This is a genomic window from Pseudomonas corni (genome assembly GCF_057128765.1).
Window position 1 is genome coordinate 58,413 of the sequence record NZ_JBSKHW010000018.1, and the last position, 25,299, is coordinate 83,711.

At 60.9% G+C, this 25,299-nt stretch carries 24 protein-coding genes; 20 read left to right on the plus strand and 4 right to left on the minus strand.

Features of this window, described 5'->3' with window-relative positions:
- Positions 1-224 precede the first annotated feature (224 nt).
- From ACWKV9_RS23530 to ACWKV9_RS23570, 9 genes are all read left to right on the plus strand, one after another.
- On the plus strand, positions 225-1,250 hold the full coding sequence (locus ACWKV9_RS23530; RefSeq protein WP_483838506.1) for an NAD(P)H-dependent glycerol-3-phosphate dehydrogenase: 1,026 nt from the start codon (positions 225-227) through the stop codon (positions 1,248-1,250).
- 22 nt (positions 1,251-1,272) lie between these two features.
- Complete coding sequence (locus ACWKV9_RS23535; protein ID WP_483838507.1) at positions 1,273-1,617, plus strand: DUF4389 domain-containing protein; 345 nt, start codon at positions 1,273-1,275, stop codon at positions 1,615-1,617.
- The gene (gene sixA / locus ACWKV9_RS23540) at positions 1,614-2,072 is read left to right on the plus strand and encodes a phosphohistidine phosphatase SixA (protein ID WP_483838508.1); all 459 of its coding nucleotides are present in this window, start codon (positions 1,614-1,616) and stop codon (positions 2,070-2,072) included. Before ACWKV9_RS23535 ends, sixA begins: the two co-directional genes overlap by 4 nt.
- 119 nt (positions 2,073-2,191) lie before the next feature.
- A complete protein-coding gene (locus tag ACWKV9_RS23545) occupies positions 2,192-2,635 on the plus strand; it encodes a hotdog fold thioesterase (RefSeq protein WP_483838509.1) in 444 nt (147 codons plus the stop codon).
- A 119-nt stretch (positions 2,636-2,754) separates the two neighbouring features.
- Positions 2,755-3,075: a hypothetical protein gene (locus ACWKV9_RS23550; RefSeq protein WP_483838510.1), complete on the plus strand. Its 321-nt coding sequence runs from the start codon at positions 2,755-2,757 to the stop codon at positions 3,073-3,075.
- A gap of 121 nt (positions 3,076-3,196) precedes the next feature.
- A complete protein-coding gene (locus tag ACWKV9_RS23555) occupies positions 3,197-4,030 on the plus strand; it encodes an alpha/beta fold hydrolase (RefSeq protein WP_483838511.1) in 834 nt (277 codons plus the stop codon).
- Positions 4,027-4,881 carry an alpha/beta hydrolase gene (locus ACWKV9_RS23560; protein ID WP_483838512.1) on the plus strand — a complete coding sequence of 285 codons (855 nt, stop codon included), beginning with the start codon at positions 4,027-4,029 and terminating at the stop codon, positions 4,879-4,881. Before ACWKV9_RS23555 ends, ACWKV9_RS23560 begins: the two co-directional genes overlap by 4 nt.
- A 151-nt stretch (positions 4,882-5,032) precedes the next feature.
- A complete protein-coding gene (locus ACWKV9_RS23565) occupies positions 5,033-5,863 on the plus strand; it encodes a DUF4892 domain-containing protein (RefSeq protein ID WP_483838513.1) in 831 nt (276 codons plus the stop codon).
- 108 nt (positions 5,864-5,971) lie between these two features.
- Positions 5,972-7,024 (plus strand): AI-2E family transporter, encoded by a 1,053-nt coding sequence (locus ACWKV9_RS23570; protein ID WP_483838514.1) that lies wholly within the window; start codon positions 5,972-5,974, stop codon positions 7,022-7,024.
- Positions 7,025-7,088: 64 nt separating this feature from the next.
- Here ACWKV9_RS23570 and xopAW read toward each other — a convergent pair whose 3' ends face one another.
- From xopAW to ACWKV9_RS23585, 3 genes are all read right to left on the minus strand, one after another.
- Positions 7,089-7,844 carry a XopAW family type III secretion system calcium-binding effector gene (gene xopAW, locus ACWKV9_RS23575; RefSeq protein WP_483838515.1) on the minus strand — a complete coding sequence of 252 codons (756 nt, stop codon included), beginning with the start codon at positions 7,842-7,844 and terminating at the stop codon, positions 7,089-7,091.
- Positions 7,845-8,067: 223 nt separating this feature from the next.
- Positions 8,068-9,117: an ATP-binding protein gene (locus tag ACWKV9_RS23580; RefSeq protein ID WP_483838516.1), complete on the minus strand. Its 1,050-nt coding sequence runs from the start codon at positions 9,115-9,117 to the stop codon at positions 8,068-8,070.
- Positions 9,114-9,863 (minus strand): response regulator, encoded by a 750-nt coding sequence (locus ACWKV9_RS23585; protein ID WP_483838517.1) that lies wholly within the window; start codon positions 9,861-9,863, stop codon positions 9,114-9,116. The genes ACWKV9_RS23580 and ACWKV9_RS23585 overlap by 4 nt, the downstream gene beginning before the upstream one ends.
- Before the next feature lie 506 nt (positions 9,864-10,369).
- Between ACWKV9_RS23585 and kdpF the strand changes: the two genes are divergently transcribed.
- The 6 genes from kdpF (at position 10,370) to ACWKV9_RS23615 (ending at position 18,562) form a co-directional block, all read left to right on the plus strand.
- Entirely contained in the window at positions 10,370-10,465 is a 96-nt protein-coding gene (gene kdpF, locus ACWKV9_RS23590; RefSeq protein WP_037009437.1) for a K(+)-transporting ATPase subunit F, read from the plus strand.
- Positions 10,466-10,470: 5 nt separating this feature from the next.
- A complete protein-coding gene (kdpA, locus tag ACWKV9_RS23595; RefSeq protein WP_483838518.1) occupies positions 10,471-12,165 on the plus strand; it encodes a potassium-transporting ATPase subunit KdpA in 1,695 nt (564 codons plus the stop codon).
- Between the two features lie 10 nt (positions 12,166-12,175).
- Positions 12,176-14,248 carry a potassium-transporting ATPase subunit KdpB gene (kdpB, locus tag ACWKV9_RS23600; protein ID WP_483838519.1) on the plus strand — a complete coding sequence of 691 codons (2,073 nt, stop codon included), beginning with the start codon at positions 12,176-12,178 and terminating at the stop codon, positions 14,246-14,248.
- A gap of 69 nt (positions 14,249-14,317) precedes the next feature.
- Positions 14,318-14,878: a potassium-transporting ATPase subunit KdpC gene (gene kdpC / locus ACWKV9_RS23605; RefSeq protein ID WP_483838520.1), complete on the plus strand. Its 561-nt coding sequence runs from the start codon at positions 14,318-14,320 to the stop codon at positions 14,876-14,878.
- A gap of 284 nt (positions 14,879-15,162) precedes the next feature.
- Complete coding sequence (locus tag ACWKV9_RS23610) at positions 15,163-17,820, plus strand: DUF4118 domain-containing protein (RefSeq protein WP_483838521.1); 2,658 nt, start codon at positions 15,163-15,165, stop codon at positions 17,818-17,820.
- A 49-nt stretch (positions 17,821-17,869) separates the two neighbouring features.
- Complete coding sequence (locus ACWKV9_RS23615; RefSeq protein WP_483838522.1) at positions 17,870-18,562, plus strand: response regulator; 693 nt, start codon at positions 17,870-17,872, stop codon at positions 18,560-18,562.
- Positions 18,563-18,759: 197 nt separating this feature from the next.
- Here ACWKV9_RS23615 and ACWKV9_RS23620 read toward each other — a convergent pair whose 3' ends face one another.
- Entirely contained in the window at positions 18,760-19,818 is a 1,059-nt protein-coding gene (locus ACWKV9_RS23620) for a patatin-like phospholipase family protein (RefSeq protein ID WP_483838523.1), read from the minus strand.
- Between the two features lie 172 nt (positions 19,819-19,990).
- Here ACWKV9_RS23620 and ACWKV9_RS23625 point away from each other — a divergent pair, with 172 nt between their 5' ends.
- The 5 genes from ACWKV9_RS23625 to ACWKV9_RS23645 all read left to right on the plus strand — a co-directional run bounded on the left by ACWKV9_RS23625 (position 19,991) and on the right by ACWKV9_RS23645 (position 25,264).
- On the plus strand, positions 19,991-20,269 hold the full coding sequence (locus tag ACWKV9_RS23625; RefSeq protein ID WP_483838524.1) for a hypothetical protein: 279 nt from the start codon (positions 19,991-19,993) through the stop codon (positions 20,267-20,269).
- A gap of 288 nt (positions 20,270-20,557) precedes the next feature.
- Entirely contained in the window at positions 20,558-21,475 is a 918-nt protein-coding gene (locus ACWKV9_RS23630; RefSeq protein WP_483838525.1) for an AAA family ATPase, read from the plus strand.
- The gene (locus tag ACWKV9_RS23635; protein ID WP_483838526.1) at positions 21,445-22,428 is read left to right on the plus strand and encodes a DUF58 domain-containing protein; all 984 of its coding nucleotides are present in this window, start codon (positions 21,445-21,447) and stop codon (positions 22,426-22,428) included. Before ACWKV9_RS23630 ends, ACWKV9_RS23635 begins: the two co-directional genes overlap by 31 nt.
- Before the next feature lie 13 nt (positions 22,429-22,441).
- Positions 22,442-24,442 carry a transglutaminase TgpA family protein gene (locus tag ACWKV9_RS23640; RefSeq protein WP_483838527.1) on the plus strand — a complete coding sequence of 667 codons (2,001 nt, stop codon included), beginning with the start codon at positions 22,442-22,444 and terminating at the stop codon, positions 24,440-24,442.
- A 42-nt stretch (positions 24,443-24,484) separates the two neighbouring features.
- Entirely contained in the window at positions 24,485-25,264 is a 780-nt protein-coding gene (locus ACWKV9_RS23645; protein ID WP_483838528.1) for a CHAD domain-containing protein, read from the plus strand.
- The last annotated feature ends 35 nt before the right edge of the window (positions 25,265-25,299 follow it).

The window sequence follows — 25,299 nt, forward strand, 5'->3', positions numbered from 1 at the left end:
CATCGAGTCAGGTCTCGTTGGGAGGCGTCGTAACCATAGCTTATAGGCCAATCACATGAATTTTCCTGGAGGCCGGGCATCTTAACCGAGCTGTAGTTGTTTTCCTCCCTGTCCGTAGGCCTTGGATGAGATGCCTGCTGCGGTGCTTTTGCCGCTGGTCGCATCCGCAACGCTCCGTATAATGCTGCCATCGCCAGATGTGATGGCTCTCACTGGATTGTTTTATGACCCCACAGCAACCTATCGCAGTGCTTGGCGGCGGCAGCTTCGGTACGGCCGTAGCCAATCTGCTGGCGGAGAACGGCCATCGGGTGGTGCAGTGGATGCGCGACCCCGAGCAGGCCGAGGCGATTCGCGTCAATCGCGAAAACCCGCGCTACCTAAAGGGGATCAAGGTGCTCGACGGCGTTGAGCCGGTCACCGATATAAACGCAGCGCTTGAGGCCTGCGCACTGATCTTCGTGGCGTTACCCTCCAGCGCCTTGCGCTCGGTTTTGACTCCTCATGTGCAACTGCTCGCCGGCAAAATGCTGGTCAGCCTGACCAAAGGGATCGAAGCTGACACCTTCAAGCTGATGAGTGAAATACTCGAAGACATCGCGCCGCAAGCACGCATCGGTGTGCTGTCAGGCCCCAATCTGGCGAGGGAAATTGCCGAGCACGCGTTGACCGCTACGGTCGTCGCCAGTGAAGACGAAGACCTTTGCCAGCAGGTTCAGGCCGCTCTGCACGGTCGCACGTTCCGGGTTTACGCCAGCACGGACCGGTTCGGGGTCGAGTTGGGCGGTGCGCTGAAAAACGTTTACGCCATCATCTCCGGCATGGCTGTGGCATTAGGCATGGGGGAGAACACCAAAAGTATGCTGATCACCCGTGCGCTGGCTGAAATGACCCGATTCGCGGTGAGCCAGGGCGCCAACCCGATGACATTTCTGGGGCTTGCCGGGGTCGGCGACCTGATCGTTACCTGCTCATCGCCCAAAAGCCGCAACTATCAAGTCGGTTTTGCGCTGGGCCAAGGCTTGAGCCTCGATGAAGCCGTCACCCGACTGGGCGAAGTCGCCGAAGGCGTCAATACGCTCAAAGTGCTCAAGACCAAGGCCCAGGAGCTTCAGGTCTACATGCCGCTGGTCGCGGGTCTGCATGCGATTCTGTTTGAAGGTCGTACCCTTGAACAAGTGATTGAACTGCTGATGCGTGCCGAACCCAAAACCGATGTCGATTTCATTTCGACCAGTGGTTTCAACTGAATCAACTCAGGTGGAGAAGCTCTTGAACGAGTCCAGATTCAAGCAAAACGAATCAATGCTGTTGCGTATTTTGTGGATGGTGGTGTTCGTGGTGGTATGGCAAGTCGCCGAACTGGTGCTGGCTGTGGTGGTACTGGTGCAGTTGGCTTATCGGCTGTTCTACGGCGCACCGAGCCTGAGCATGATGCAATTCGGCGATAGCCTTAGCCAGTTTCTGGCCCAGATCGGTCGTTTTGGAACGTTCCACACCGATCAAAAGCCTTGGCCATTCGCCGATTGGCCAGCGCCGCGTGCGCCTGAAGGCGAGGCGCCCCATACCGTGCCTGCCGCCGCTCATCCAGTGCGTGATGAGGAACCAAAACTGTGACGCTCTGGATTCTGCGTCATGGCGAGGCTCAAAACCGGGCGCGCACCGACGCCGAACGCGAGTTGACTGACAAGGGTCGTGAAGAAGTGTTGAGCAGTGCTGCTCATCTTTTGGGCCGTCCGTTGCGCTGGATCATTGCCAGTCCGTACGTGCGTGCCCAACAAACTGCCGAACTGGTACGTCAGGCCTTGGGGTTCAGTGAGTCAATCGTCACCGTCCCGTGGCTGACGCCAGACAGCGACCCGCGCAAAGTACTGGATAACCTGGACCTGTATGCCGGCGATGAAGTGCTGCTCGTCAGCCATCAGCCGCTGGTGGGCGCGCTGATTGGACTGGCGGTGCATGGCAACCGCCAACAGCCTGAGGCGATGCAGACTGCCAGCCTTGCACAGCTGGAAGGGGAATTTCCGCTGGCGGGGGCGATGGAGCTGGCAGGCGTACGGCATCCCCTGTAGGAGCGAACTTGTTCGCGAGGCAATGTTACTGCCGCAACCCATAAACCGCCTCGCCAACAAGTTGGCTCCTACAGAGGTCATCGCTGCATGAGTGAAATCACAACAACAAAGGAATGAACATGACGATTTGGCGTACCCCTCCGAGCATTGATGCGCTCAATGCGATGCAAAAAAACACCATCGGCGAACTGCTCGACATCCGGTTCGAAAGTGTCGACGACGATTCCCTCACAGCCAGCATGGTGGTCGATCACCGTACCCACCAGCCTTACGGCCTGTTGCATGGCGGGGCCTCGGTGGTATTGGCGGAAACGGTAGGTTCCACCGCCAGCTATCTGGTCATCGATACCAGCAAATACTTCTGTGTCGGCCTGGAGATCAACGCCAATCACCTGCGAGGTTTACGCAGCGGTCGCGTCACCGCTGTCGCCAGGCCCGTACACATCGGTCGCACGACCCACGTCTGGGATATTCGCCTCACCAGCGACGAAGGCAAGGCCAGCTGCATATCCCGGCTGACCATCGCGGTAGTGCCCCACGGTGAGCAACCGCCGGGCCGCTAATTTCGATTCGCTATTTGCAGGCCATTCCTGCGCTCAATACGGTCTTTGCCGCCTTTTTCCTTCGCGCCTACTGTGAACACGTCTCATGGTGAGACGTACATAGTTCAAGGAGGATTGAAATGGCTAATCAACCGATGGGGCTTGAGGGATGGGTGGCAAATGTCTACGCAGACAAAGTACTGACCAACACCGAATTTCAGGCTTTGCGAGACGAGGCAGATGCCGTTTATGAGGCAATGAGCGCAGCGCTGCCGGGCTCGCCTGATCTGCCTGCGTTTCAGAAACTTGCCGACGAAGCCGTTCAGTGCATGCAAAAAGGTATTCTTGCTGCAAAAAAAACCAAGCCGTCCGAGGAAGTCAAAACGCAGATCAAGGAGGGTTTTGGTTTTCAGGTCGCCTACATCAAGGCGTGTCTCGACCGGTTTACTCAAGCTTTGTAAATCGCAATGAACTGACTTCATGACCGGAGTGCCACTGTCGATGGCGCTTCCGGTCATTGCCGTGTTCTCAGCGCGTGCCCACAATTGCAGCCTGATCTGCACTCACCCGGGATGCGCTGGCATGACTCAACCTGTCTTCTTCGCTCACGCCAATGGCTTTCCTTCCGCCACTTACGGCAAATTGTTTGCCGCCTTGGGCACTGATTTTCGGGTGACACACCTGGACCAGCACGCCCACGACCCGCGTTTTCCGGTGAACGATAATTGGGCAGAGCTGGTGGACGAGCTGATCCACCATCTGCGTGAACAACCCGAGCCTGTCTGGGGCGTTGGCCATTCCTTGGGTGGCGTACTCCATTACCATGCCGCGCTGCGTTGCCCGGAGCTGTACCGGGGGGTAGTGATGCTGGATTCTCCGGTGCTGACCCTGTTTGATCAGTGGATGATCCGCGCCGCCAAGCGCTTCGGTTTCATTGATCGCATCACCCCGGCCGGTCGGACTCTGGGGCGTCGTGAAGAGTTTTCCGACATTGATGCGGCGCGACATTATTTTTCCGGCAAAACCCTCTTCCGGCGTTTCGACCCGGAATGCTTCGAGGCCTATCTGCTGCACGGTCTGCAGGCAGATGGCGATAAATTGCGACTGCGTTTTGACCCCGCCACCGAAATCAGCATCTATCGCAGCGTGCCCCATACCAGTCCCGGTCTCGCGCGGCAGCTGCGCGTCCCGTTGGCGATGGTGCGTGGCGAGCATAGCCAGGTGGTACGGCGTCATCATGCGTATTCCGTGAAAAGCATGCGCGAAGGGGAGTACCTTTCCATGCCCGGCGGGCATATGTTTCCGCTGGAGCACCCCGAGGACACCGCGCTCATGCTCAAAACATTATTTGCCCGCTGGACCTTGCGCCGTGACTCTTCCAATAACCTGACCAGTGGCGAGCGTGCCAGCGCATGAGTTGCAGCGTTGAAGAAGTCCGGCTGAGCCTGCCGCACATCGAGTTGGCTGCCCATCTGTTCGGCCCGCAGGACGGTCTGCCGGTTATTGCCCTGCACGGCTGGCTCGACAACGCCAACAGCTTCGCTAGGTTGGCGCCCAAGCTTGAAGGGCTGCGCATCGTCGCGTTGGATCTGGCAGGGCACGGGCATTCAGATCATCGGCCAACCGGCGCCGGTTATGGTCTGCCGGATTACGCCCACGACGTGCTGCAAGTGGCCGAGCAATTGGGTTGGGAGAAGTTCTCCCTGTTGGGTCATTCGTTGGGCGCAATCGTTTCGGTCATTATCGCGGGCGCCTTGCCGCACCGAATCAATCGACTGGCGTTGATTGATGGTTTGATCCCCCCGCTGGGTGAATCCAACAGCGCTGCCGAGCGCATGGGCGCCGCTTTGCAGGCGCAACTCAATCAATCCGCCAAGCGCAAGCCGGTTTACGCCGAGATCGACCGAGCCGTGGAAGCGCGCATGAAGGGCGCGGTAGCGGTCAGCCGTGAAGCAGCGGAACTGCTGGCGCAACGCGGATTGATGCCGGTGCCGGGCGGCTACACCTGGCGCAGTGACAGTAGACTCACGCTGGCCTCGCCGATTCGCCTGACCCGCGCCCAAGCTATGGGGTTTGTCGAAGCCATCACCTGTCCGACGCAGCTAATCGTGGCCGAAGACGGCATTCTGGCGAAGAATCAGGATCTGCTGTCCGGCCTGCCGTTCGAGGTCAAACACTTGGCCGGCGGGCATCATCTGCACCTCAACGACGAGGCTGGCGCGCGCTCTGTTGCAGACTGTTTCAATCGGTTCTTCGCTGTTCCTTGACTTGCGACCGGCAACTGTCGAGGCTGAGCGGGTTGAGACAGGAGACACCCATGACGGACCAACACCGCGCCGCCCCTGGCAACCCTGCCGGTATTTCACACAGCGCCTTTATCCGCGCGTTTTGCAATTTCCCTTTTACGACATCGAGCCGATGAGCACGCCCTCAGGTTTTTCCCGTGCCTTCGGGTTGTTGTTCTGTTTGTGTACGTTCAGCACGTTCAGCCATGCCGATGATGTTGCTGGCAGTCAGGACCTGGCCAGCGTGCCCAGGTTGCCCGATGCCGAGATCGTCGACTATCGGCCCAGCGCCGAGCTGGAGCGGGTCTATCCCATGGGCTCGATCCGCAAGATCAGCGGACAGTTGCGCTTCGATGGTCAAGTGAGCGCCCGTGGCAACGTCACCGCCATTACCTATCAAATCCCCCTCGAACACACCTCCGACGAAGCTTTCACCGAGGCCCGCAAAGCGCTGCAAAAGCAGGGTGCTCAGCTGTTGTTCTGGTGTCAGGCCCGCGATTGCGGCGAAAGCAGCCTGTGGGCCAACGAAGTGTTCGGCAACGCCAAGCTGTATGGCGCCGATGATCAGCAGGCATATCTGCTTTTGCGTCTGGCAGCGCCGAACAACGACACGCTGGTTGCGTTGTACGGCATCACTCGTGGCAACCGTCGCGCCTATCTGCACGTGGAGCAGTTCCAGGCGCTAGCACCGCTGGGCGAATTGCTCCCAACATCGGCAACCCTGTTGCGTCAGTTGCGCAGCACCGGAGAGCTTGATTTGCCGATGCTCACGGCGGCGCCCGCCGAACCCTGGATCACTTTGTTGTCCCGTGGTTTGAACCTGGACAGCAGCCTGCGAGTGACGGTCTCTGGCAAGCAAGCCGAAGACTGGCGTCAGGCGCTGGTGAGCAAAGGTGTGCGAGCCGCGCGGCTGGAAGCAGGCAACGCTGATGCAACGGGGCTGGTGATCGAACTGATTCGCTGAGCCGCGATCCGTATCAGGCGCTTTCTTCAATCGCGAACAGGCGAATGCTGGCACAGCCGGTGTTCGCCGTTATGCTTTGTGTCTTCATGTTTTTCTGCGGGATGGACCATGCTCAATAATGATCGCCTGTTGGTGCAGATTCTGCTCCTGGCGCTGCTCGGTGCTTGCCTGTGGGTGATGGCGCCGTTCTGGTCGGCACTGTTCTGGGGCGCGGTGCTGGCGTTTGCCAGTTGGCCCTTGATGCGTCTGCTGACGCGCTGGCTCAAAGGTCGTGAGTCTCTGGCTGCGGCGCTGTTGACCCTGGGTTGGGCGGTATTGGTGCTCGCGCCGCTGGTGTGGCTGGGGTTCAACCTGGCGGATCACGTGCGCGATGCCACGGTGTTCATCAAAGACGTGCAGGTCGATGGTCTGCCAGATCCACCCACTTGGCTTGCCAGTGTGCCCATCGTGGGAGAACGGCTGGTGAGTTTCTGGAACACGATTGACCAGCAAGGTGCGGCGATGCTGACCAGCGTGCGGCCGTATCTGGGCCAGGTCGGTAACTTTCTGCTGGCGCGCAGCGCGCAGATCGGCGGCGGAATTCTCGAGCTGACCCTGAGTATCGTGTTCGTGTTCTTTTTCTATCGTGACGGGCCACGACTGGCGGCGTTTGTGCTCAGCCTGCTTGAGCGCCTGATCGGCGACCGGGCGCAGTACTACGTCGATCTGGTGGCGGGCACTGTGCAACGAGTAGTCAACGGGGTCATCGGCACCGCCGCTGCCCAAGCGCTGCTGGCACTGATCGGGTTCCTGATTGCCGGTGTGCCCGGCGCGCTGGTTTTGGGTATCGGCACGTTTCTACTGAGTCTGGTGCCGATGGGGCCTCCGCTGATCTGGATTCCGGCCACCGCCTGGCTGGCTTGGAAAGGCGATTACGGAATGGCGATCTTCCTCGGGCTATGGGGCACGTTCATCGTCAGCGGTGTGGACAACGTGCTCAAACCGTACCTCATCAGCCGGGGCGGTAACTTGCCGCTGGTCATCGTGCTGCTCGGCGTATTCGGCGGCCTGCTGGCGTTCGGCTTCATCGGTCTATTTATCGGGCCGACGTTGCTCGCCGTGGCCTACAGTCTGCTGCTGGACTGGGTGGGCAGTAACCGGGCGCAAACGCCGCGGGCTTGAAGTTTCCCCGTAAAAAACCGCCGCTGGACTCGCGTCAGCGGCGGTTTTTTATTGCTCGAACGGCTTAGACAGCGAGGCTGACGTATTTGCCTGAGGTCGCGCTGCTGGTGAGGCTGTAGCTGTCGCTAATGGCCGCGACGATCCGGCTCAAGGCTTCGGCCGATTGGCTGCTGCTTTGCTGCTGACTGTTGCTGTCGGAGGACAGTGCCGAGGTCAGTTCACTGGCGCTGATTGCGCCGCTGCCGTCAGTGTCCAGAGCGCTGAAAAGCTCCTCACTGGACTGTTCGGCGGAGGGGGGCGGCGGTGGCGGTTGTTGGGTCTGCAGGCTGGCGGTGAGTTCGTCGAGGCTGACGGTACCGTCTTCGTTGGTGTCCAGGGCGTCAAACACTTGTGAGCTGTCAGTGGTGCTGCCAGCGCTGCTGAGGGCGGCGCTCAGTTCATCGGTGCTGACCGAGCCGTCGCCATCGGTGTCCAGCGCGCTCAGCAAACTTTGCGCATCATCAGCCGCTGATGAGCCGTCCATCTGCATCGGTGGAGGAGGGGGTGGCGTCAGCGCGGCCAGTTCATCAGCGCTAAGGCTGTCGCTGGCGTCGCTGTCCAGATCACCGAACGCCTTGCTCAGACTGACAGTGACGCCGTCCTTGGAGTCAGAGGACAGCGCGCTGCTCAACTCGTCCTTGTCGATGCTGCCATCGCCGTCGGTGTCGAGTTTGCTGAGCAATGCTTCGGCAAATTTCTTGCTGTTGCTGGTTGAGGTCGTGCTGGTATTTGAGGCGATGTAACTGGAATAACTGCTGCTGCCGCTGACGCTGTTGACCATCGGACTGACTCCCCATCAGATTGATAAAGCCTGTGACAGTGCACCGGCTTATGCAGCGTTGCGCAGGGAAGTGTCGTGGGTGTGTGGAGATTGTAACGGAGGGCTTACGCAGAGCACTGTAGGAGCGAACTTGTTCGCGAGGCGGCGTACCTGATCCACCGCATCAGCCTCCTGTCGCCAACAAGTTGGCTCCTACAGGTCGTCTTGCATCAGCTCTGGAGATTTACACACGAGGCAAATCAAGCACCGCAGTCAGCCCGCCACCCGGTGTTTCTTCCAGGCGCAACTCTCCACCCATGCGCCGCGCAGCATCGCGGGCGATGGTCATGCCCATGCCGACGCCGCCGGAATTGCGGTTGCGCGAGCCTTCAAGGCGATAGAACGGCTCGAATACCGCCTCACGCAGGTTTTCGGCGATGCCGGGCCCATTGTCGATAACCCGAACGCGCAGGCTGATCAGCGAATCCTCGATCTCGATCCGGGCATGCCCGGCATAGCGCAAAGCATTGTCGATCAGGTTATTCAGGCACGAGCGCAGCGCCATGGGTTGAGCTTTGAGCGGTCGGCATTGGCCGGTGCTCTGCACGTCATCGCCGTTGTCCTGGGCGTTTTCGGTGAGGGATTCGATCAGCGCCTGCACGTCGAAATACTGCAGCGCCTCGCTGGTGCGCTGTTCGTTGAGATAGGTGAGGGTGGCATCCAGCATGCCAATCATGTCGTTAAGATCCTGCGTCATCTGCCCGTGCAGCTTGGGCTCGTCGATCTGCTCGACGCGCAGTTTCAGGCGCGACAATGGCGTGCGTAAATCGTGAGAAACCGCCGCCAGCATGCGACCGCGCTGCTGCACCTGCTCGCGGATGCGCTGCTGCATCAGGTTGAAGGTCATGGCGGCCTGCCGCGCTTCCCGCGGCCCGCTGACTTGCAGCGGCGGGCTGTCGAGATTCTCGCTCAGGCGTTCAGCGGCTTCACTGATGCGCTGCACCGGGCGAGCCAAGGCTTTGGCGCCGTACCAGGCGGCGACGATCAGGGTGATGAACTGGAAAATCAGCGGCACGATGGGCCCGCCCAAGGGTGGCGGACGGTGTTCGCGCGGTTTGCCTTGCATGGGCGGCGGCGACTGCGAATCGCCAGGTTGATACTGCTCGCAAGGAGGGTGCGGGGGGGGAGAGCCGTAATGACTGAACCAGATAAACGCCAGCAGGTGCGCCAGAATGATCGCCAGCAGCGCGCCGCCGAACAGGCGGGCGAAGAGCGTGTCAGCCGAACGTATCAACCGATGTCCCTGGCGTCGAACATGTAACCCTCACCGCGTACGGTCTTGATCAGTTGCGGCGACTTCGGGTCATCTCCCAGCTTCTGTCGCAGGCGTGAGACCAGCAAATCGATGCTGCGGTCGAACGCCTCGATGGAGCGGCCCCGTGCTGCGTCGAGCAATTGCTCGCGGTTGAGCACCCGGCGCGGACGTTCGAGGAAAACCCGCAGCAGGCGAAACTCAGCATTGGACAGCGGCACCACCAGACCATCTGGCGCGGTCAGTTGGCGCAACACGCTGTTCAGGCGCCAGTTGTCGAAACGGATGTTGGTGCGTTCTTCGCTGCGGTCATCGCGAACCCGGCGCAGGATGGTCTGGATGCGCGCCACCAGCTCTCGCGGCTCGAACGGCTTGGCCATGTAATCGTCGGCGCCCAGTTCCAGGCCGATGATGCGGTCGGTGGGTTCGCAACGGGCGGTCAGCATCAGGATCGGAATGTCGGACGAGCTGCGCAACCAGCGACACAGCGACAGGCCATCTTCGCCGGGCAGCATCAGGTCCAGTACCACAACGTCGTAGGTTTCTTCCGATAGCGCCTGGCGCATGGCCGTGCCGTCAGTCACACCGGTGCTGTGAATATTGAAGCGCGCAAGGTAATCGCACAGCAGCTCACGGATCGGCACGTCGTCGTCGACGATCAAGGCGCGGGTGGTCCAGCGCCGGTCTTCAGTGCCGGTGGCGGTGTTGCTGTCGGAAAGTGTTTGCATGTACTGCTGCCGCCATGTGGAGCCGCCATCGACTGGCCGCGAGTGAAGAACGACGCCGCCATGCTACTGCGCTGGCGCGTCGGGCGGAAGGGTGCGTGGAGCGCGTGTCGGGGGATTGTCGGAAATGTATCAGGGAAGGTACAAGCTTCAAGCTTCAAGCGGCAAGCCTGCAGCGGCGCGGAGTTTGACGTTAACGCAGGTCTTGTGGGAGCGGACCTGTCCGCGAAAGCGATGGGTCGCGCCAAACAAATGTGTCGAATGTACTGGACCCTTCGCGGACAGGTCCGCTCCCACGGGTGATGTATACGGCGAAAAAGTTGGATAAGGCCCCACAGGTTTCGCGTTCACTCGCCCGCGTAAAAACCGCCGTTACGCCGTCCGGGCCTTTATCCGGCTTCGGCTTTACACATTCTTTATGCCCAGCCCCACCCGTCGCTCTCGTTCCTTTACACCCCTCCTGACGACAATGACCCCAAGCGGCAATCGCCGTATGACGGAGAGTTTTCATGAGCGTTCTGGATGGGGTGTCTCTGCTGTTGGCAGCAGGGTTGTTCGTGTACTTGCTGGTGGCGTTGTTGCGCGCCGGCCGGGTCGAGGAGTGACGGCCATGCACGGTTACGACTATCTGCTGATCCTCGCGTTTTTCGCGCTGGTGCTGCTGCCCGCGCCGATGCTCGGGCGGTTCTACTACAAAGTAATGGAAGGCGAGCGGACTTTTCTGACGCCAGTCATGGGGCCGGTGGAGCGTATTTGCTATCGCCTGTCTGGCGTTGATCCAAAGATTGAGCACAACTGGAAAACCTACACACTAGCCTTGCTGGCGTTCAACCTGGCAGGTTTTATCGCGCTGTTCGCCATTCTGCTGTTTCAGGGCTCGCTGCCACTCAATCCCCAGGCGCTGCCAGGGATGGAATGGTCGCTGGCGTTCAACACCGCGATGAGCTTCGTCACCAATACCAACTGGCAGAGCTACAGCGGCGAAGCGTCCCTCAGTTATCTGAGCCAGATGGCCGGGCTGACTGTACAGAACTTCGTCAGCGCCGCCACCGGCATCGCCGTGCTGGTCGCGTTCTGCCGTGGCATCAGCCGCCGCTCGACGCAACACCTGGGTAACTTCTGGACCGACATGACCCGCGCCACCCTTTATGGGCTGCTGCCGTTGTGCATCCTGCTGGCGTTGTTCCTGGTGTGGCAAGGTGTGCCGCAAACCTTCGCTCATTACGTGGACGCTGTGACCCTGCAAGGCGCCGACCAGACCATTCCTCTGGGCCCAGCTGCGAGCCAGATCGCGATCAAGCAACTGGGCACCAACGGTGGCGGCTTCTTCGGCGTCAACTCGGCGCACCCGTTCGAGAACCCTACCGCCTGGAGCAACCTGTTCGAGCTGGTGTCGATCATCCTGATCCCGGTGGCGCTGGTGTTCACCTTCGGCCATTACGTCAAGGACCTGCGCCAGAGCCGGGCGATCATCGCCTGCATGCTGGCGCTGTTCCTGATCGGCGGCGCGACGGCGATGTGGGCCGAATATCAGCCCAACCCGACGCTGAACATGGCCACGGTGGAACAGACCGCGCCGATGGAAGGCAAAGAAACCCGCTTCGGCACCACCGCGACCGTACTGTGGGCGAGCGCCACCACCGCGGCTTCCAACGGCTCGGTCAACGGCATGCACGACAGCCTCAATCCCCTGAGCGGCATGGTCGCGCTGGCCAACATGATGGTTGGCGAAGTGATCTTCGGTGGCGTCGGCGCAGGCTTGTACGGGATGCTGCTGAACGTGCTGATTGCGGTGTTCCTCGCCGGCCTGATGATCGGCCGCACCCCGGAATACCTCGGCAAAAAACTCCAGGCCCGAGAAGTGAAACTGCTGGTCGCGACACTGATCGTGATGCCGGTTGGCGTGCTGGTGTTCGGCGCTCTTGCTGCCTCGTTGCCCGGCCCGGCAGGTTCGGTAAGTAACCCCGGCCCCCACGGTTTCAGCCAGCTGCTTTACACCTACACCTCGGCCACGGCCAACAACGGCTCGGCGTTTGGCGGTTTCAGTGCCAATACGCTGTTCCACAACCTCTTGATGAGCCTGTCGATGTTCCTCGGCCGCTTCGGTTACATCCTGCCGGTGCTGGCGTTGGCAGGCAGTCTGGCGGCGAAGAAAACCGCGCCGCTGAACCAGAACAGCTTCCCGACCCATGGCCCACTGTTCGTGACCTTGTTGACCGTGACCATTTTGCTGGTAGGCGGGCTGACGTTCTTGCCGACCCTCGCACTGGGGCCGATTGCCGAACATCTGAGCCTGGCCTTCTGAGGATCGAATCATGAACATGCCGCTTCCTGCTACAAAGAAAATACCCGAACAGCCGTCCACCGTGGCCACACCGGCCAAGACCGGGATGGCAGACCTTTGGCGCCCCGCGTTGATTCAGGCTTTCGTCAAACTCGACCCGCGCCAGTTGCAACGGGCGCCGGTGATGCTAGTGGTGGAACTGACCGCCATCCTGACCACGATTCTCTGCCTGATCCCCGATCCGGCGGTGCCGACTTTTGTCGCGGTGCAGATCGCCGTCTGGCTTTGGTTCACCGTGCTGTTCGCCAACTTCGCCGAAGCACTGGCCGAAGGTCGGGGCAAGGCCCGGGCCGACAGTCTCAAAGCCGGCACCGAGGGTTTGAAGGCGCGCTTGAAAGGCGATAACGGTGCGTTCCTGACCGTCAACGCCAGCACCCTGCGCAAGGGCGACGTGGTGCGGGTCGAAGCCGGGGAGTTGATTCCCGGTGACGGCGAGGTGATCGAAGGCATCGCGGCCGTCAACGAAGCAGCGATTACCGGGGAGTCCGCCCCGGTGATTCGTGAATCCGGCGGCGACCGCTCGGCGGTGACCGGCAATACCCGGCTTGTCTCCGACTGGCTGATGGTGCGGATCAGCGCTAACCCTGGCGAATCGACCCTGGACCGCATGATCGCACTGGTGGAAGGCGCCAAACGCCAGAAAACCCCCAACGAAGTCGCGCTGGATATTCTGCTGATCGGTCTGACGCTGATCTTTCTGCTGGTGGTCGTGACCCTGCAGCCGTTCGCCCATTTCGCCGGTGGCAACCTGCCGCTGGTGTTCCTGGTGGCGCTGCTGGTGACACTGATCCCGACCACCATCGGCGGCCTGCTCTCGGCTATCGGTATCGCCGGGATGGACCGTTTGGTTCGCCTGAACGTGATCGCCAAATCCGGTCGCGCGGTGGAAGCAGCGGGGGATGTACACGTCTTGCTGCTCGACAAGACCGGCACCATCACCTTCGGTAATCGTCGGTGCGCGGCGGTCTATGCGGCGCCTGGCGTGACCCCGAAAGAGCTGAGTGAAGGCACGTTGCTGGCTTCCCTGGCGGACGACACGGCTGAAGGCAAATCCATCGTCGAGTACTTGCGCGCGCTGCATCCGATGATCGAACCTCCACCGAGCCAATTGACGCCGGTGCCGTTCACTGCCGAAACCCGTTTGTCCGGCGTCGATTTCGGCGGCCGGGTGTATCGCAAGGGCGCGGTGGATTCGCTGCTGAAGTTTCTGGACCGCGAACGCAGTGACCTGCCGCCTGTATTGGCGCGGGAAATCGACAAGATCGCCAAGACCGGTGGCACGCCATTGCTGGTGTGCGGCGACGGCAAGTTGTTGGGCGCGATCCACCTCAAGGACGTGGTCAAACCGGGTATTCGCGAGCGTTTCGAGGAACTGCGCAAGCTGGGGATTCGTACCGTAATGGTTACCGGCGACAACCCGCTGACTGCTGCTGCGATTGCTGCCGAAGCCGGTGTGGACGACGTGCTGGCTGAAGCGACGCCGGAGAAAAAGCTGGAGCGCATTCGTCAGGAACAGAACGACGGGCGTCTGGTGGCGATGTGCGGCGACGGTGCCAACGACGCCCCGGCATTGGCTCAGGCGGATGTCGGTATGGCGATGAACGATGGCACGCAAGCGGCGCGCGAGGCGGCGAACATGGTCGATCTCGACAGCGACCCGACCAAGCTGCTGGATGTGGTGCAGATCGGCAAGGAATTGCTGGTGACACGCGGCGCGCTGACAACGTTCTCGATTGCCAACGACGTGGCCAAGTATTTCGCGATCCTGCCGGCGCTGTTTGCTTCGATCTATCCGCAACTGGGGGTGCTCAACGTCATGCACCTGACCAGCCCGCAGAGCGCGATTCTCTCGGCCATTGTCTTCAACGCCTTGATCATCGTGGTGCTGATCCCGCTGGCGCTGCGTGGCGTGCGGGTTCAGGCCGCGAGTGCGGCGGCCTTGCTGCGTCGTAACCTGCTGATCTACGGGCTGGGCGGGATTGCCGTGCCATTTGTGGGGATCAAGGCGATCGACATGATCCTGACGGCGTTGCACTTGGTGTAACCCGTTTGCTCACGCTGCGATGCTTGGGTTTTGGCTCGCAGCACCTTTTTCTGGATTGAGGATTTGATGATGTCCACTGTAATTCGTCCGGCCCTGAGCCTGATCGTTCTGATGACCCTGATCACTGGCGTGGCCTATCCGCTGGTAGTGACGGGTGTCGCGCAGGTAGTGTTTCCCGAGCAAGCCAATGGCAGCCTGATCTATGACGATCACGAGAAAGTGCGGGGCTCGGAGTTGATCGCGCAGAATTTCACGGGCGAGGAGTGGTTTCACCCACGTCCTTCGGCGGGCGCTTACGCCACGGTAGCCAGCGGCGCTAGCAACCTTGCGCCGAGCAATCCGGCGCTGGCGCAGCGCGTTGCGGATGATGCCGCGAAAATCGTAGTGGAAGGGCAAGGGCCAGTGCCGTTGAATCTGCTGACCACCTCCGGCAGCGGCCTTGATCCTCATGTTTCGCCGGCAGCGGCGGGCTATCAGGTGAGCCGGGTGGCCGCGGCGCGACACGTTTCGGCCGAGACTGTACAGCGATTGGTGGAGGCCAATACCGTCAGCCCGTTGATCGGCCCACCTGTCGTCAACGTATTGAGCTTGAATCAGGCGCTGGATCAGTTACCGTCTGCCAAATTGTGAATCGATCGACGATCTCGTGGGAGCGGACCTGTCTGCGAAGACGTCGGTACATTCACCCATTTTCGTCGCTTGGGACATCGCCTTCGCGGACAGGTCCGCTCCCACGGGATTGAGGCGGCAGGGCTATCTGGGACGGGCCGCCCGTTTCATGCTGGCGCTGAATCTGTAGGAGCCAACTTGTTGGCGAGGCGGGATAGGCGTTGTGTCAGGCAGTACGCTTCGCGAACAAGTTCGCTCCTACAGGACCTGCTGTAGACCGGAACCATGAGTAAGGAACAACTATCGTGAACTCATCCACCCGCGCCGACGCGATTCTGGCGGACTTGCCTCGGGATGACCGTGGGCGGTTGAAGGTATTTCTTGGCGCGGCACCCGGCGTGGGCAAGACTTACGCCATGCTTCAGGCCGCTCACACCCAAATGCGTCAGGGCGTTTCAGTGGTTGCGGGCGTGGTGGAAACCCATGGCCGCAGCGAAACCGAAGCCTTGCTCGGCGGCATCCCCCAACAGCCGCTGCTGCGCTCGGAATATCGCGGCGTAATTCTTGAGGAAATGGACCTGGACGGTCTGCTCAAGGCCGCGCCGAAACTGGCGCTGGTCGATGAACTGGCCCACAGCAACGCCCCCGGCAGCCGCCACGCCAAGCGCTGGCAAGATATTCAGGAATTGCTGTCAGCCGGGATCGACGTTTACACCACGGTCAACGTCCAGCATCTGGAAAGCCTCAACGACCAGGTGCGCGGCATCACCGGCGTGCAAGTGCGCGAAACCCTGCCGGACTGGGTGCTCCAGGAAGCCTTTGAACTGGTGCTGATCGACCTTCCGCCTCGGGAACTGCTGGAGCGCCTGCGCGACGGCAAGGTCTATGTGCCGGAACAGGCCCGCGCCGCTATCGACGCCTTCTTCTCGCAAACCAATCTCACGGCCCTGCGCGAACTGGCGATGCAGACTGCCGCAGCCCAGGTCGATAACGATTTGGCCCAGGGTTATCGCCAGTTGGGGCAAGCCGCGCCTGCGGTGCGCGGACGCTTGCTGGTTGGCATCGACGGCGATGCCCAGGCCGAACGTCTGGTGCGCCACGCCAGCCGCGTCGCCCAGCGTCGGCATCTGCCGTGGAGCCTGGTGCATGTGGACAATGGGCGGTTTTTCGACGAGCTGGCGCGTACCCGTCTGCAAAATGCCCAGCAATTGGCTGAACGTCTGGGTGGTGAAGTGGTGGTGCTGCGTGCGCCAGAAGTGGCGAAAACCCTGATTCAGCACGCCGCCGAGCGCCGGGCGAGCCTGGTGTTGGTCGGTCAATCCCGTCCTCGCTGGCGTCGTCGCGTGTTTGGCGGCGGACTGGCTGCGCGTCTGCTGCGCAATGTTCATGGCCTGGAAATCAACGTGCTAGACAGCGAAGCGCGTGCCGATCAACCGCGTTCAGCGTCCCCTCGGGCGTTGGTCTGGTTCGACTACGGTCTGGCTTTACTCGCCACCGTGGCCGCCAGCGCGCTGGCATGGGCAGTCTCCAGCGTGCTGGCACTGCCGAACATCTCGCTGGTTTTTCTTGCGGCGGTGTTGCTGGTTGCGGTGCGCAGCAGCCTCGGCCCGGCATTGGCGTGCGCCGTGGCATCGTTTCTGGCGTACGACTTTTTGTTCATTCCACCGAATTTTTCCCTGAGCATCCAGCGCGAAGAAGACGTGCTGACGTTGTCGTTTTTCCTGCTGATGGCCGCGCTGACCGGTAATCTCGCCGCCCAGCAGCGCCGCCAGTTGCGGGCACTGCGCGACACTCAAGAAGAAACCAGCGAATTGCTCGACCTCTCACGCAAGCTCACCGCAGCCACTGATCGTCAGGCTGTCTTGAGCGCCGCCGAGCAGCACCTGAGCGGATGGAAGGAGCTACAACTGTGCGTGCTCAATCCTGACGGGCAACAAGGCTGGGCCGTGGAAATCGGCGGTCCACTGGAGTTTTCCGAACCCGAACGCGCTGCCGCCGACTGGGCCTGGCAACACGGCCAGCCTGCGGGCAAAGGCACCGGCACCTTGCCGTCGGGACGCTGGTGGTGGCTGCCGCTATGGGTCGACGATGCGCCGCTGGCATTGCTGGGCGTTTGCGCACGTGAAGGCCAGACGTTTACTCCGCAGCGTCGGCGTTTGCTCACCGCCCTCAGCCAACCGTTGGGCCAGGCGCTTGCTCGGGTGCGACTGGCCGACGATCTGGAAGCGGCGCGTCTGCACGGCGAAACCGAACAACTGCGCAGCGCCTTGCTGGCGTCGGTGTCCCATGATTTGCGTACGCCATTGACCTCCATGCGCGGCAGCATCGACAGCCTGTTGGCGCTGGGTGAGGCGATCCCGCTGGAAGATCGTCGGGAATTGCTTGAAGGCACCCGGGATGAGGCCGAGCGCCTGGACCGCTACATTCAAAACTTGCTGGACATGACGCGGCTGGGTCACGGCGCGTTGAAGCTGGCGCGGGACTGGGTGTCCCCGGGCGACATCGTCGGCAGCGCGTTGAACCGGCTGCGCGCGGTATTGGCGCCGCTGGCGGTGAGCACCGAGTTGCCCGCCGATCTGCCGCTGCTTTATGTGCACGCGGCGTTGATTGAACAGGCGCTGGTCAATGTGCTGGAGAACGCGGCGCGCTTTTCTCCGCTGCATGGGCGTCTGCAACTGGCAGTTCACGCGCAGGACAATGAGCTGGTGTTTGCCGTCAGTGACGAAGGTCCGGGTATTCCGGAGGCTGAGCGGGCGAAGATTTTCGATATGTTCTATACCGCTGCCCGTGGCGATCGAGGCGGGCAGGGCACCGGTTTAGGGCTGGCGATCTGTCAGGGCATGGTCGGCGCCCATGGCGGGCGTATCAGCGTCGGAGAAGGGATCGACGGGCGCGGCACCTGCATCAGTCTGCATCTGCCGTTGCCGGCTCAACCTCCCGAGGAAGGGGAACAAGCGCTGTGAGTCATTGTTGCGTTACGCTCGTGTTTTTAACCGTACTGACAGGACAGCCATGAGCCAGACGGCGACCATTCTGGTGATCGATGACGAGCCGCAGATTCGTAAATTTCTGCGCATCAGTCTCGTCTCCCAGGGCTACAAAGTGCTGGAGGCCGGGACCGGGACTGAAGGTCTGAGCCAGGCGGCGTTGAACAAACCGGATTTGCTGGTGCTCGATCTAGGTTTGCCGGATATGGACGGGCAGGACGTGCTCAGCGAATTTCGCGAGTGGTCGACAGTGCCGGTGCTGGTGTTGTCGGTGCGTGCCAGCGAGGGCGAGAAAGTCCGGGCGCTGGATGCCGGGGCCAACGATTACGTGACCAAGCCGTTCGGGATTCAAGAGTTTCTGGCGCGGATTCGCGCGCTGTTGCGCCAGGCACCGGACAGCGGGCAGCCGGAATCGGCGTTGGTGATCGGGCCGTTGACGGTGGATCTGGCGTATCGGAGGGTGTCGCTGGAAGGGGTTGAAGTCGGCCTGACGCGCAAGGAATACGCGGTGCTGGCGCAACTGGCGCGGCATCCGGGACGAGTCATCACCCAACAGCAACTGCTCAAGGACATCTGGGGCCCGACCCACACCGAAGACACCCATTACCTGCGGATCGTGGTCGGGCATCTTCGGCAGAAATTGGCTGATGACCCCGCGGCGCCGAGGTTTATCGTGACCGAGGCAGGGGTTGGGTATCGGTTGGTTGAGGGCGGGTGACGGTGCTTCTGCCGGAGGCGTAGGAGCTCTCGGAGGTTACGACGGCAGCGATGGGCTGCGCAGCGGCCCCAAAACCTGACGCTATGGGGCACATTGACACACCGCATTCACAGGATTACTGCCGGTCCCCGGCAGATCGTCGACAAGTCAACTCCTACGGCCTCCGGCCAGAATCAATCACCGCATCTGCTCACAACTCAATGATCATGCTCGCGCTCATACCGATCCAGGGTATCGCTGGCGATCATCCGGCCCAAGGCGATCAGTTCCGGGGCTTTGTAGAATTCGAAGAACCGGCACACGCGCTTGGGTACGTTGATCAGGATGTCTGGCGGATAACCGGCGATCTTGTATTGGGCCAAAGAGGTCTGCATCACCTCAAAGCTCTGGTTGATCAAGTCCAGCAGCGACGCAGGCCCGACATTGTCGACGATGATTGAACCACTCGCCGACTTGGGCGCGCCCGGTGCCTGAGGCGCAGCCGCCGGTTGCTGCCCTTGCGGATCAGCCGATTCAGTCTCCATCCACGGATTGCCCAGAGTCGCGGCGGACGCTTTCAGACTGTCCTGCTCCAGACGCCGCACATCGCCACCCGCTACGTCCAGCTTGCGGCGAAAGGGCAAATGCGAGCCAATCGAATTGATCAGGCTATCAAAGCGCTTTTTCACGGCAGGGGGGCGCTCGATCACCGGCAGTTGATAATTGGACTGGTTGGTGGAGTTGAGGTTGACGGCAATAATCAGGTCGCAATGGGCCGACACCACCGGCACGATTGGCAACGGATTGAGCAGCCCGCCGTCTACCAGCATGCGATTGCCCTGGATCACCGGGGTGAACAGGCTTGGAATCGCCGCCGAGGCGCGCATGGCCGAGTGCAGATTGCCCTCCTGAAACCAGATTTCCTGCTGGTTGGTCAAGTCTGTCGCGACTGCCGTGTAGGGGATGCGCAAATCTTCAATATTGATATCGCCGACGATTTCGCGAATCTGCCCGAACACCTTCTCACCTCTGATCGCACCGAGACGAAAACTCACGTCCACCAGCCGCAGCACATCCAGGTAATCCAGGCTTTCGATCCACGCCCGGTATTGCGGCAGTTTGCCCGCCGCGTAAATCCCGCCAACTACTGCGCCCATGGAGCAGCCAGCAATACAGGCGATGTCGTATCCCCGCCGTTCCAGCTCTTCGATTACGCCGATGTGTGCGTAACCCCGCGCGCCTCCTGACCCCAAAACCAGCGCAATTCGTTTTTTCATCTGCCGTTTCCCGGTCGTCATGGATTTACAGTTTGAAACAGTTCATGTGTCCTCCGAAATCGTCACCCCCGTCAAGCGATAAAACCGCTACTCTGCGGCCCGGCCATGGCACTTTCGCAGCACGTTACCGTCAAAGCCGCATTGTCGATTTCCCTTGTTGAGGTAACACCCGATGAAAGCGTGGATCTGCCTGCCCTTATTAGCCCTGATGCTCACAGGTTGCGCCGGTAAAACTGCTTACCGCGACAGTTGCGCCACGCAACTGGACAGCGCCTGGCATGAACTGGATCTGGCCAAAGCCGAAGGCTTTGCTGGCACCGTCAGCTACTCTAAAGCCCTGTCGTTGCTGACCGGCGCCAAAACCCAACAGCAATTCGAAGCCTTTGAAGGCTGCTCGGAAAAAGCCGAAAAAGCTCGTTTCTACATCAAAGAGTCCCGCGCGGGGCGTTGAGGCAACAGCGTTGATCGTTCCCACACCCGTGGGAGCTGACCTGTCCGCGAAGGGGCCAGTACATCCGACGTATTTCCTTCGTCTGACCCTCAGTCTTCGCGGACAGGTCCGCTCCCACAGGTTGCTCGCGGTGCCTGGGCACGATCAATTTCGCGCTACCTTCCAATCTCCTCGTTAAATCCCCATTCCCCTCTGGCGAAAACGCCTACGCTGACTTTAAAGTGGCTGCACGTCTGGCCTCTATCGCAGCCCTATCCGCCATGAGCAGTCGCCTGGAGAGAGTTTCCAATGGGCAGAAAACTGGATGCGTGCCTCAACGCGATCAATGAAGTGATCCTGGGCAAAGAGCCGCAAGTTCGGCTGGCCATGACTTGCCTGCTGGGTGGCGGCCATTTGCTGATCGAAGACCTGCCCGGCATGGGCAAAACCACCCTCAGCCATACGTTGGCGCGGGTATTGGGCTTAAGTTTTCAACGCATTCAATTCACCTCGGACCTACTGCCGGGGGACATTCTCGGTACCTCGGTTTTTGATCGCGATACCGGGCAATTCACTTTTCATCCGGGACCGATCTTCGCCGAACTGGTGCTGGCCGACGAAATCAATCGCGCCACGCCCAAAAGCCAGAGCGCGTTGCTCGAAGCGATGGAAGAGGGCCAGGTCACCATCGAAGGCGCAACTCGCTTGCTGCCTGATCCGTTTTTCGTCATCGCCACGCAAAATCCCTTCAGTCAGGGCGGCACCTTTGCGCTGCCCGAATCTCAGCTGGACCGCTTCCTGATGCGTCTTTCCTTGGGCTACCCGGCCCGCTCGGCGGAGAAGGCGCTGCTGCTGGGCGAGTCCCGCCGCGAACTGCTGCCGCGCATCGAACCGATCATCGATCACGCCCAATTGGCAGCGCTTCAGGCCGAAGCGCGGCAGATACGCGCCAGCGACGCGTTGGTTGATTACGTCTTGCGACTGGTGGATGCCACCCGCAGCCAGCCGCAGTTTGCCTATGGCCTGTCGCCGCGTGCCAGTCTGGCGATTCTTGCGGCAGCGCGGGCCTGGGCCATGCTCATGGGACGTGATTACGTAATTCCGGAAGACGTCCAGGCGATTTTGCCCTCGGTGATCGGCCATCGCCTGCGCGAGCGCACCGATCCGACCGGGCATGGCGGCGGGGCGCTGGTTCAATGGCTACTGCGCGAGGTGCCGGTGCTTTGATCGAACGGTTGAAACCGATCTGGCAGCGCTGGGTGGTTCGACGCATTCCCCCCGCTGCACGGATCGAACTGGATCACCGCCGAATTTTTATCCTGCCCACCCGCGTTGGTGGCACTTATGCGCTCGTGCTGTTTTTGATGCTGCTGGTGTCGATCAACTATCAAAACAGTCTCGCCTACGGACTGACGTTCCTGCTGTTGTCGGTGGCGATCCTGGCCATCCTCCACACTTACCGCAACCTCAGCGGGCTAATCCTTAGCGCCGGTTCCGCGCGGTCGGTGTTTGTCGGCGAGCCGGTGCAGTTGCGCCTGCGTCTGGAAAGCAGTGGACAAAGTCATCAGGCGGTTTCCTTAGGCTGGGACAGCGAGCAGTTGCAGCAGACCGACGTCGATCCCGACCGTCTGACCGAGACCGAGGTGACTCTACCCGCTGTTACTCGTGGCTGGCTGCGCGCGCCGCGGTTGCGGGTCGAAAGCGTATTCCCGCTGGGGATTTTTCGTGCCTGGAGCTGGCTGGATCTGGAACAGACGGTACTCATTTATCCGCGCCCGGTGCCCGGTGCGATGCCGTTGCTGCAAGGCTCGCAGCCCCATGTCGAAGATCAGGGCCAGGCGACGCGGGGGCAAGGCGTCGATGACTATCAGGGTTTGCGGCCGTTTCAATCGGGTGATTCCCGACGCCGCCTGCACTGGAAGGCCTATTCCCGTGGGCAGGGCTTGCTGGTCAAGGATTTCACTGAACTGAGCGGCAACGATTTATGCCTGGATTTCATGGCACTGGGCGGCGACATCGAGGAACGCCTTTCCCGATTGTGTTATTGGGTCTTGGAATTATCGCAACGCCAGCAGCCGTTTGCCCTGCGCTTGCCCGGTTTTCTGTCAACGGTGGGCAGCGGCGATGTGCATCGCGAAACCTGCCTCAGGGCCCTCGCGTTATACGGCGCGCGCGCATGAACGGGTGCCGCCGATGAAAGCTCAGTCCACGCTCAATCAGCCCATCCAGCGCACCAGCCTGAACTGGTTACTGGTGGCACAGGCGTTGGTCATCGTGCCGTTTGCGTTGCACGTACCAGTGGCGCTGATTGTCCTGTGGCTGGCCTGCACCTTCTGGCGCATACAAATATTCCGCATGCGCGTGCGCAGCCCCGGCACCTGGATCAAGTCGGGACTACTGGTCGGCACGGCAGGGGGGATATTTCTCGCGCGGGGCAGCCTGGTCGGCCTAGACGCAGGCGCTGCTCTTTTGATCGCGGCGTTCATCCTGAAGATGCTGGAAATGCAGACCCGCCGCGATGCTCTGGTGCTGATCTTTCTCGGCTTCTTCTGCGTGGTGGTGGGCTATCTGTTCGAGGACGATTTGCTCTGGGGCCTGTTCACTCTGTTGCCGATCAGTACGTTGCTGGCGGCATTGATCGGCCTCCAGCAATCGAGCCTGGGAAACAAACCGGCGGGCACTTTCAAACTGGCGGCGAAGCTGTTGCTGCAAGCGGTGCCGCTGATGCTGCTGCTGTTTTTGTTCTTCCCGCGCCTGGAGCCGTTGTGGTCGCTGCCGCAGCCGAGCACCAAGGCGTTGACCGGGCTATCAGACAGCATGGCGCCGGGGGACATCGCAGAGCTGACCAAATCGGCGGCGCTGGTGTTTCGCGCCAGTTTCGAAGGTGCCCTGCCGCCCCGCGACCAGCAATATTGGCGTGGCCTGACCCTGGAACAGTTCGACGGCAGGCGTTGGTCGCAGTCCTCTCGGGCGCAAGTGCCAGACGCGCCGGACTGGCGCAAACAGGGTGAGGCGCTGGCCTACAGCATTGTCATGGAGCCCAGCGGCAAGCCTTGGCTGATGACCCTGGACGTCGCAGAACCGCAATTGGCCGGTGCGCGGCAGATGAGCGATTTCCGCTGGCAGCGTCGACGGCCCATCGATCAGTCGGTGCTGTACGAAGCTAAATCCTGGCCAGATGCCGTGCGTGAAACCGTGCTCAGTGACGGGGCGCGATTGCAGAACCTGCAACTGCCTGCCAAGGGCAATCCTCAAGCGCGGGAATGGGCAGCGCAGTTGCAGCGGCGTTACCCCCGTGCTGACGCGCTGGTCAATGGAATGCTCAGCTACTTCACCGACGAGCCTTATCACTACACGCTCAAACCGCCTGTGCTCGGACCCAATAGCATCGATGATTTCCTGTTTGCCAGTCGCCAGGGTTTTTGCGCCCATTACGCCGGGGCCATGACCTTTGTCCTGCGCGCCGCCGGGATTCCTGCGCGGGTGGTGGCGGGGTATCAGGGCGGCGAGCTGAACCCGGATGGCAACTACATCAGCGTGCGCCAGTTCGACGCCCACGCCTGGGTTGAATACTGGCAGCCGGGCATCGGCTGGCGCAGCGTTGATCCTACTGCCGCGGTCGCACCGGCGCGTATCGAACAGGGGTTGGAGCAGGCGCTGGCGTCGGATGAAGCGTTTCTTTCCGATTCGCCCATGTCTGCGCTGCGTTATCGCAATGTGTCGTGGCTCAATTCGATGCGCCTGAGCTGGGACAGCTTGAATTACGGCTGGCAGCGCTGGGTGCTGGGGTATCAGGGGCAGCAGCAGTTGCAGGTACTGGGGCGCTGGTTCTCGGGGTTCGATGCGCCGGTATTTGTGGGCGGGGTGTTGGTGATTCTGGCGATACTGGCGTTGTGGCTGTTCAAGCCTTGGCAGCGCGAAAGCGATTCGCAGCTTCGCTTGTTCAACCGATTCGAACGCTTGCTTGCCCGGCACGGTCTCAAGAGACAATCGGGGGAGGGCGCTCAGGCGTTTTCCCGGCGGGCGGCACTGCATTTTCCCCAGCATGCACTTGCCATCGAGAACTTTGGCCGGGATTTTGAAGCCCAGCGCTATGGCGCAGGCGCAGGTTCCATCGGGCAGTTACGCCGCAGTCTGAAAATGCTGCGCCGTAGCTTGCCATGGCGGTTATCGGCAGCCAAAGACAAGCCATAGCGTCAAATCATCAGTCGTACACGGTCATTTAAGGAGCGGTTCATGTCTGCGATGGTGGATCACCTGATCGCCGAGATCTTCAGTCTCAATATCAAGTTGTTGTCCTGTCACGCCCGACTGGTGGAATCCACCGACAGCGAAGCGCTGCATGACCTGCGCACCACGGTGCGGCGCTTGCGAAGCGTGTTGCGTCCGTTGCGCGGCTTGCCGGGGCTGGACCAGGTCGAAGAGGCTGCCAAGGGCGTCGGCGATCTGACTACGCCGCTGCGGGACATGCAGGTGCTGGCGGCATTTCTTCAGGAGCAGGGCCTGAAAGCCGCAGCGCTTAAACGCACGCAATATCTGGACCGCGCTTGCCCACAAGTGGCGTCGTCAGCGGAACTCAATCGCCTGTTCGGTGTGCTGGATAAACTGCCTGCGTTTTTACGCGCCCAGCAGCGTCACGGTTTACTCAAGCAATTACGCAAGCGCATCGAAAAGCAGATGGATAAACAGTGGAAAAAACTTAAGGACGCCATGGCCGATCCGGCCCATGACCGTCATCGTCTGCGCCTGCTCATCAAACGTGTGCGCTACGCCGCCGAGGCGTATCCCGAACTCAGTCATCAGCCCGAGGGCATGCAGAAACGCTTGAAAGCGGCGCAAGGCGCACTCGGCGACTGGCACGATCATCTGCAATGGTTGGCCCAGGCCGGGCAACAGGCAGATCTGGCGCCGTGCATCGCTGGTTGGCAACTGGGCATTTTGCGCGCCGAGGCCAAATCCGATAAATCGCTGCTGCGCCTGGGGGAGGCCTGCTTCGGCAAGCCAGCTCATCCCTGAACCGGATTCAGGCCGCTGAAATGGCGCATATGAAC

Excerpts from the sequence above, each read along its gene's own strand:
- ACWKV9_RS23615 (WP_483838522.1), top strand. The coding sequence starts at position 17,870 with ATGAGCCAGACGGCGACCATTCTGGTGATCGATGACGAGCCGCAGATT.
- ACWKV9_RS23640 (WP_483838527.1), top strand. The coding sequence starts at position 22,442 with ATGAAAGCTCAGTCCACGCTCAATCAGCCCATCCAGCGCACCAGCCTG.
- ACWKV9_RS23530 (WP_483838506.1), top strand. The coding sequence starts at position 225 with ATGACCCCACAGCAACCTATCGCAGTGCTTGGCGGCGGCAGCTTCGGT.
- ACWKV9_RS23585 (WP_483838517.1), bottom strand. The coding sequence starts at position 9,863 with ATGCAAACACTTTCCGACAGCAACACCGCCACCGGCACTGAAGACCGG.
- kdpA (WP_483838518.1), top strand. The coding sequence starts at position 10,471 with ATGCACGGTTACGACTATCTGCTGATCCTCGCGTTTTTCGCGCTGGTG.
- ACWKV9_RS23560 (WP_483838512.1), top strand. The coding sequence starts at position 4,027 with ATGAGTTGCAGCGTTGAAGAAGTCCGGCTGAGCCTGCCGCACATCGAG.
- ACWKV9_RS23645 (WP_483838528.1), top strand. The coding sequence starts at position 24,485 with ATGTCTGCGATGGTGGATCACCTGATCGCCGAGATCTTCAGTCTCAAT.
- ACWKV9_RS23555 (WP_483838511.1), top strand. The coding sequence starts at position 3,197 with ATGACTCAACCTGTCTTCTTCGCTCACGCCAATGGCTTTCCTTCCGCC.
- ACWKV9_RS23635 (WP_483838526.1), top strand. The coding sequence starts at position 21,445 with ATGGCTACTGCGCGAGGTGCCGGTGCTTTGATCGAACGGTTGAAACCG.
- ACWKV9_RS23565 (WP_483838513.1), top strand. The coding sequence starts at position 5,033 with ATGAGCACGCCCTCAGGTTTTTCCCGTGCCTTCGGGTTGTTGTTCTGT.
- ACWKV9_RS23630 (WP_483838525.1), top strand. The coding sequence starts at position 20,558 with ATGGGCAGAAAACTGGATGCGTGCCTCAACGCGATCAATGAAGTGATC.
- kdpC (WP_483838520.1), top strand. The coding sequence starts at position 14,318 with ATGTCCACTGTAATTCGTCCGGCCCTGAGCCTGATCGTTCTGATGACC.
- kdpF (WP_037009437.1), top strand. The coding sequence starts at position 10,370 with ATGAGCGTTCTGGATGGGGTGTCTCTGCTGTTGGCAGCAGGGTTGTTC.
- ACWKV9_RS23620 (WP_483838523.1), bottom strand. The coding sequence starts at position 19,818 with ATGAAAAAACGAATTGCGCTGGTTTTGGGGTCAGGAGGCGCGCGGGGT.
- kdpB (WP_483838519.1), top strand. The coding sequence starts at position 12,176 with ATGAACATGCCGCTTCCTGCTACAAAGAAAATACCCGAACAGCCGTCC.
- xopAW (WP_483838515.1), bottom strand. The coding sequence starts at position 7,844 with ATGGTCAACAGCGTCAGCGGCAGCAGCAGTTATTCCAGTTACATCGCC.
- ACWKV9_RS23550 (WP_483838510.1), top strand. The coding sequence starts at position 2,755 with ATGGCTAATCAACCGATGGGGCTTGAGGGATGGGTGGCAAATGTCTAC.
- ACWKV9_RS23570 (WP_483838514.1), top strand. The coding sequence starts at position 5,972 with ATGCTCAATAATGATCGCCTGTTGGTGCAGATTCTGCTCCTGGCGCTG.
- ACWKV9_RS23625 (WP_483838524.1), top strand. The coding sequence starts at position 19,991 with ATGAAAGCGTGGATCTGCCTGCCCTTATTAGCCCTGATGCTCACAGGT.
- ACWKV9_RS23545 (WP_483838509.1), top strand. The coding sequence starts at position 2,192 with ATGACGATTTGGCGTACCCCTCCGAGCATTGATGCGCTCAATGCGATG.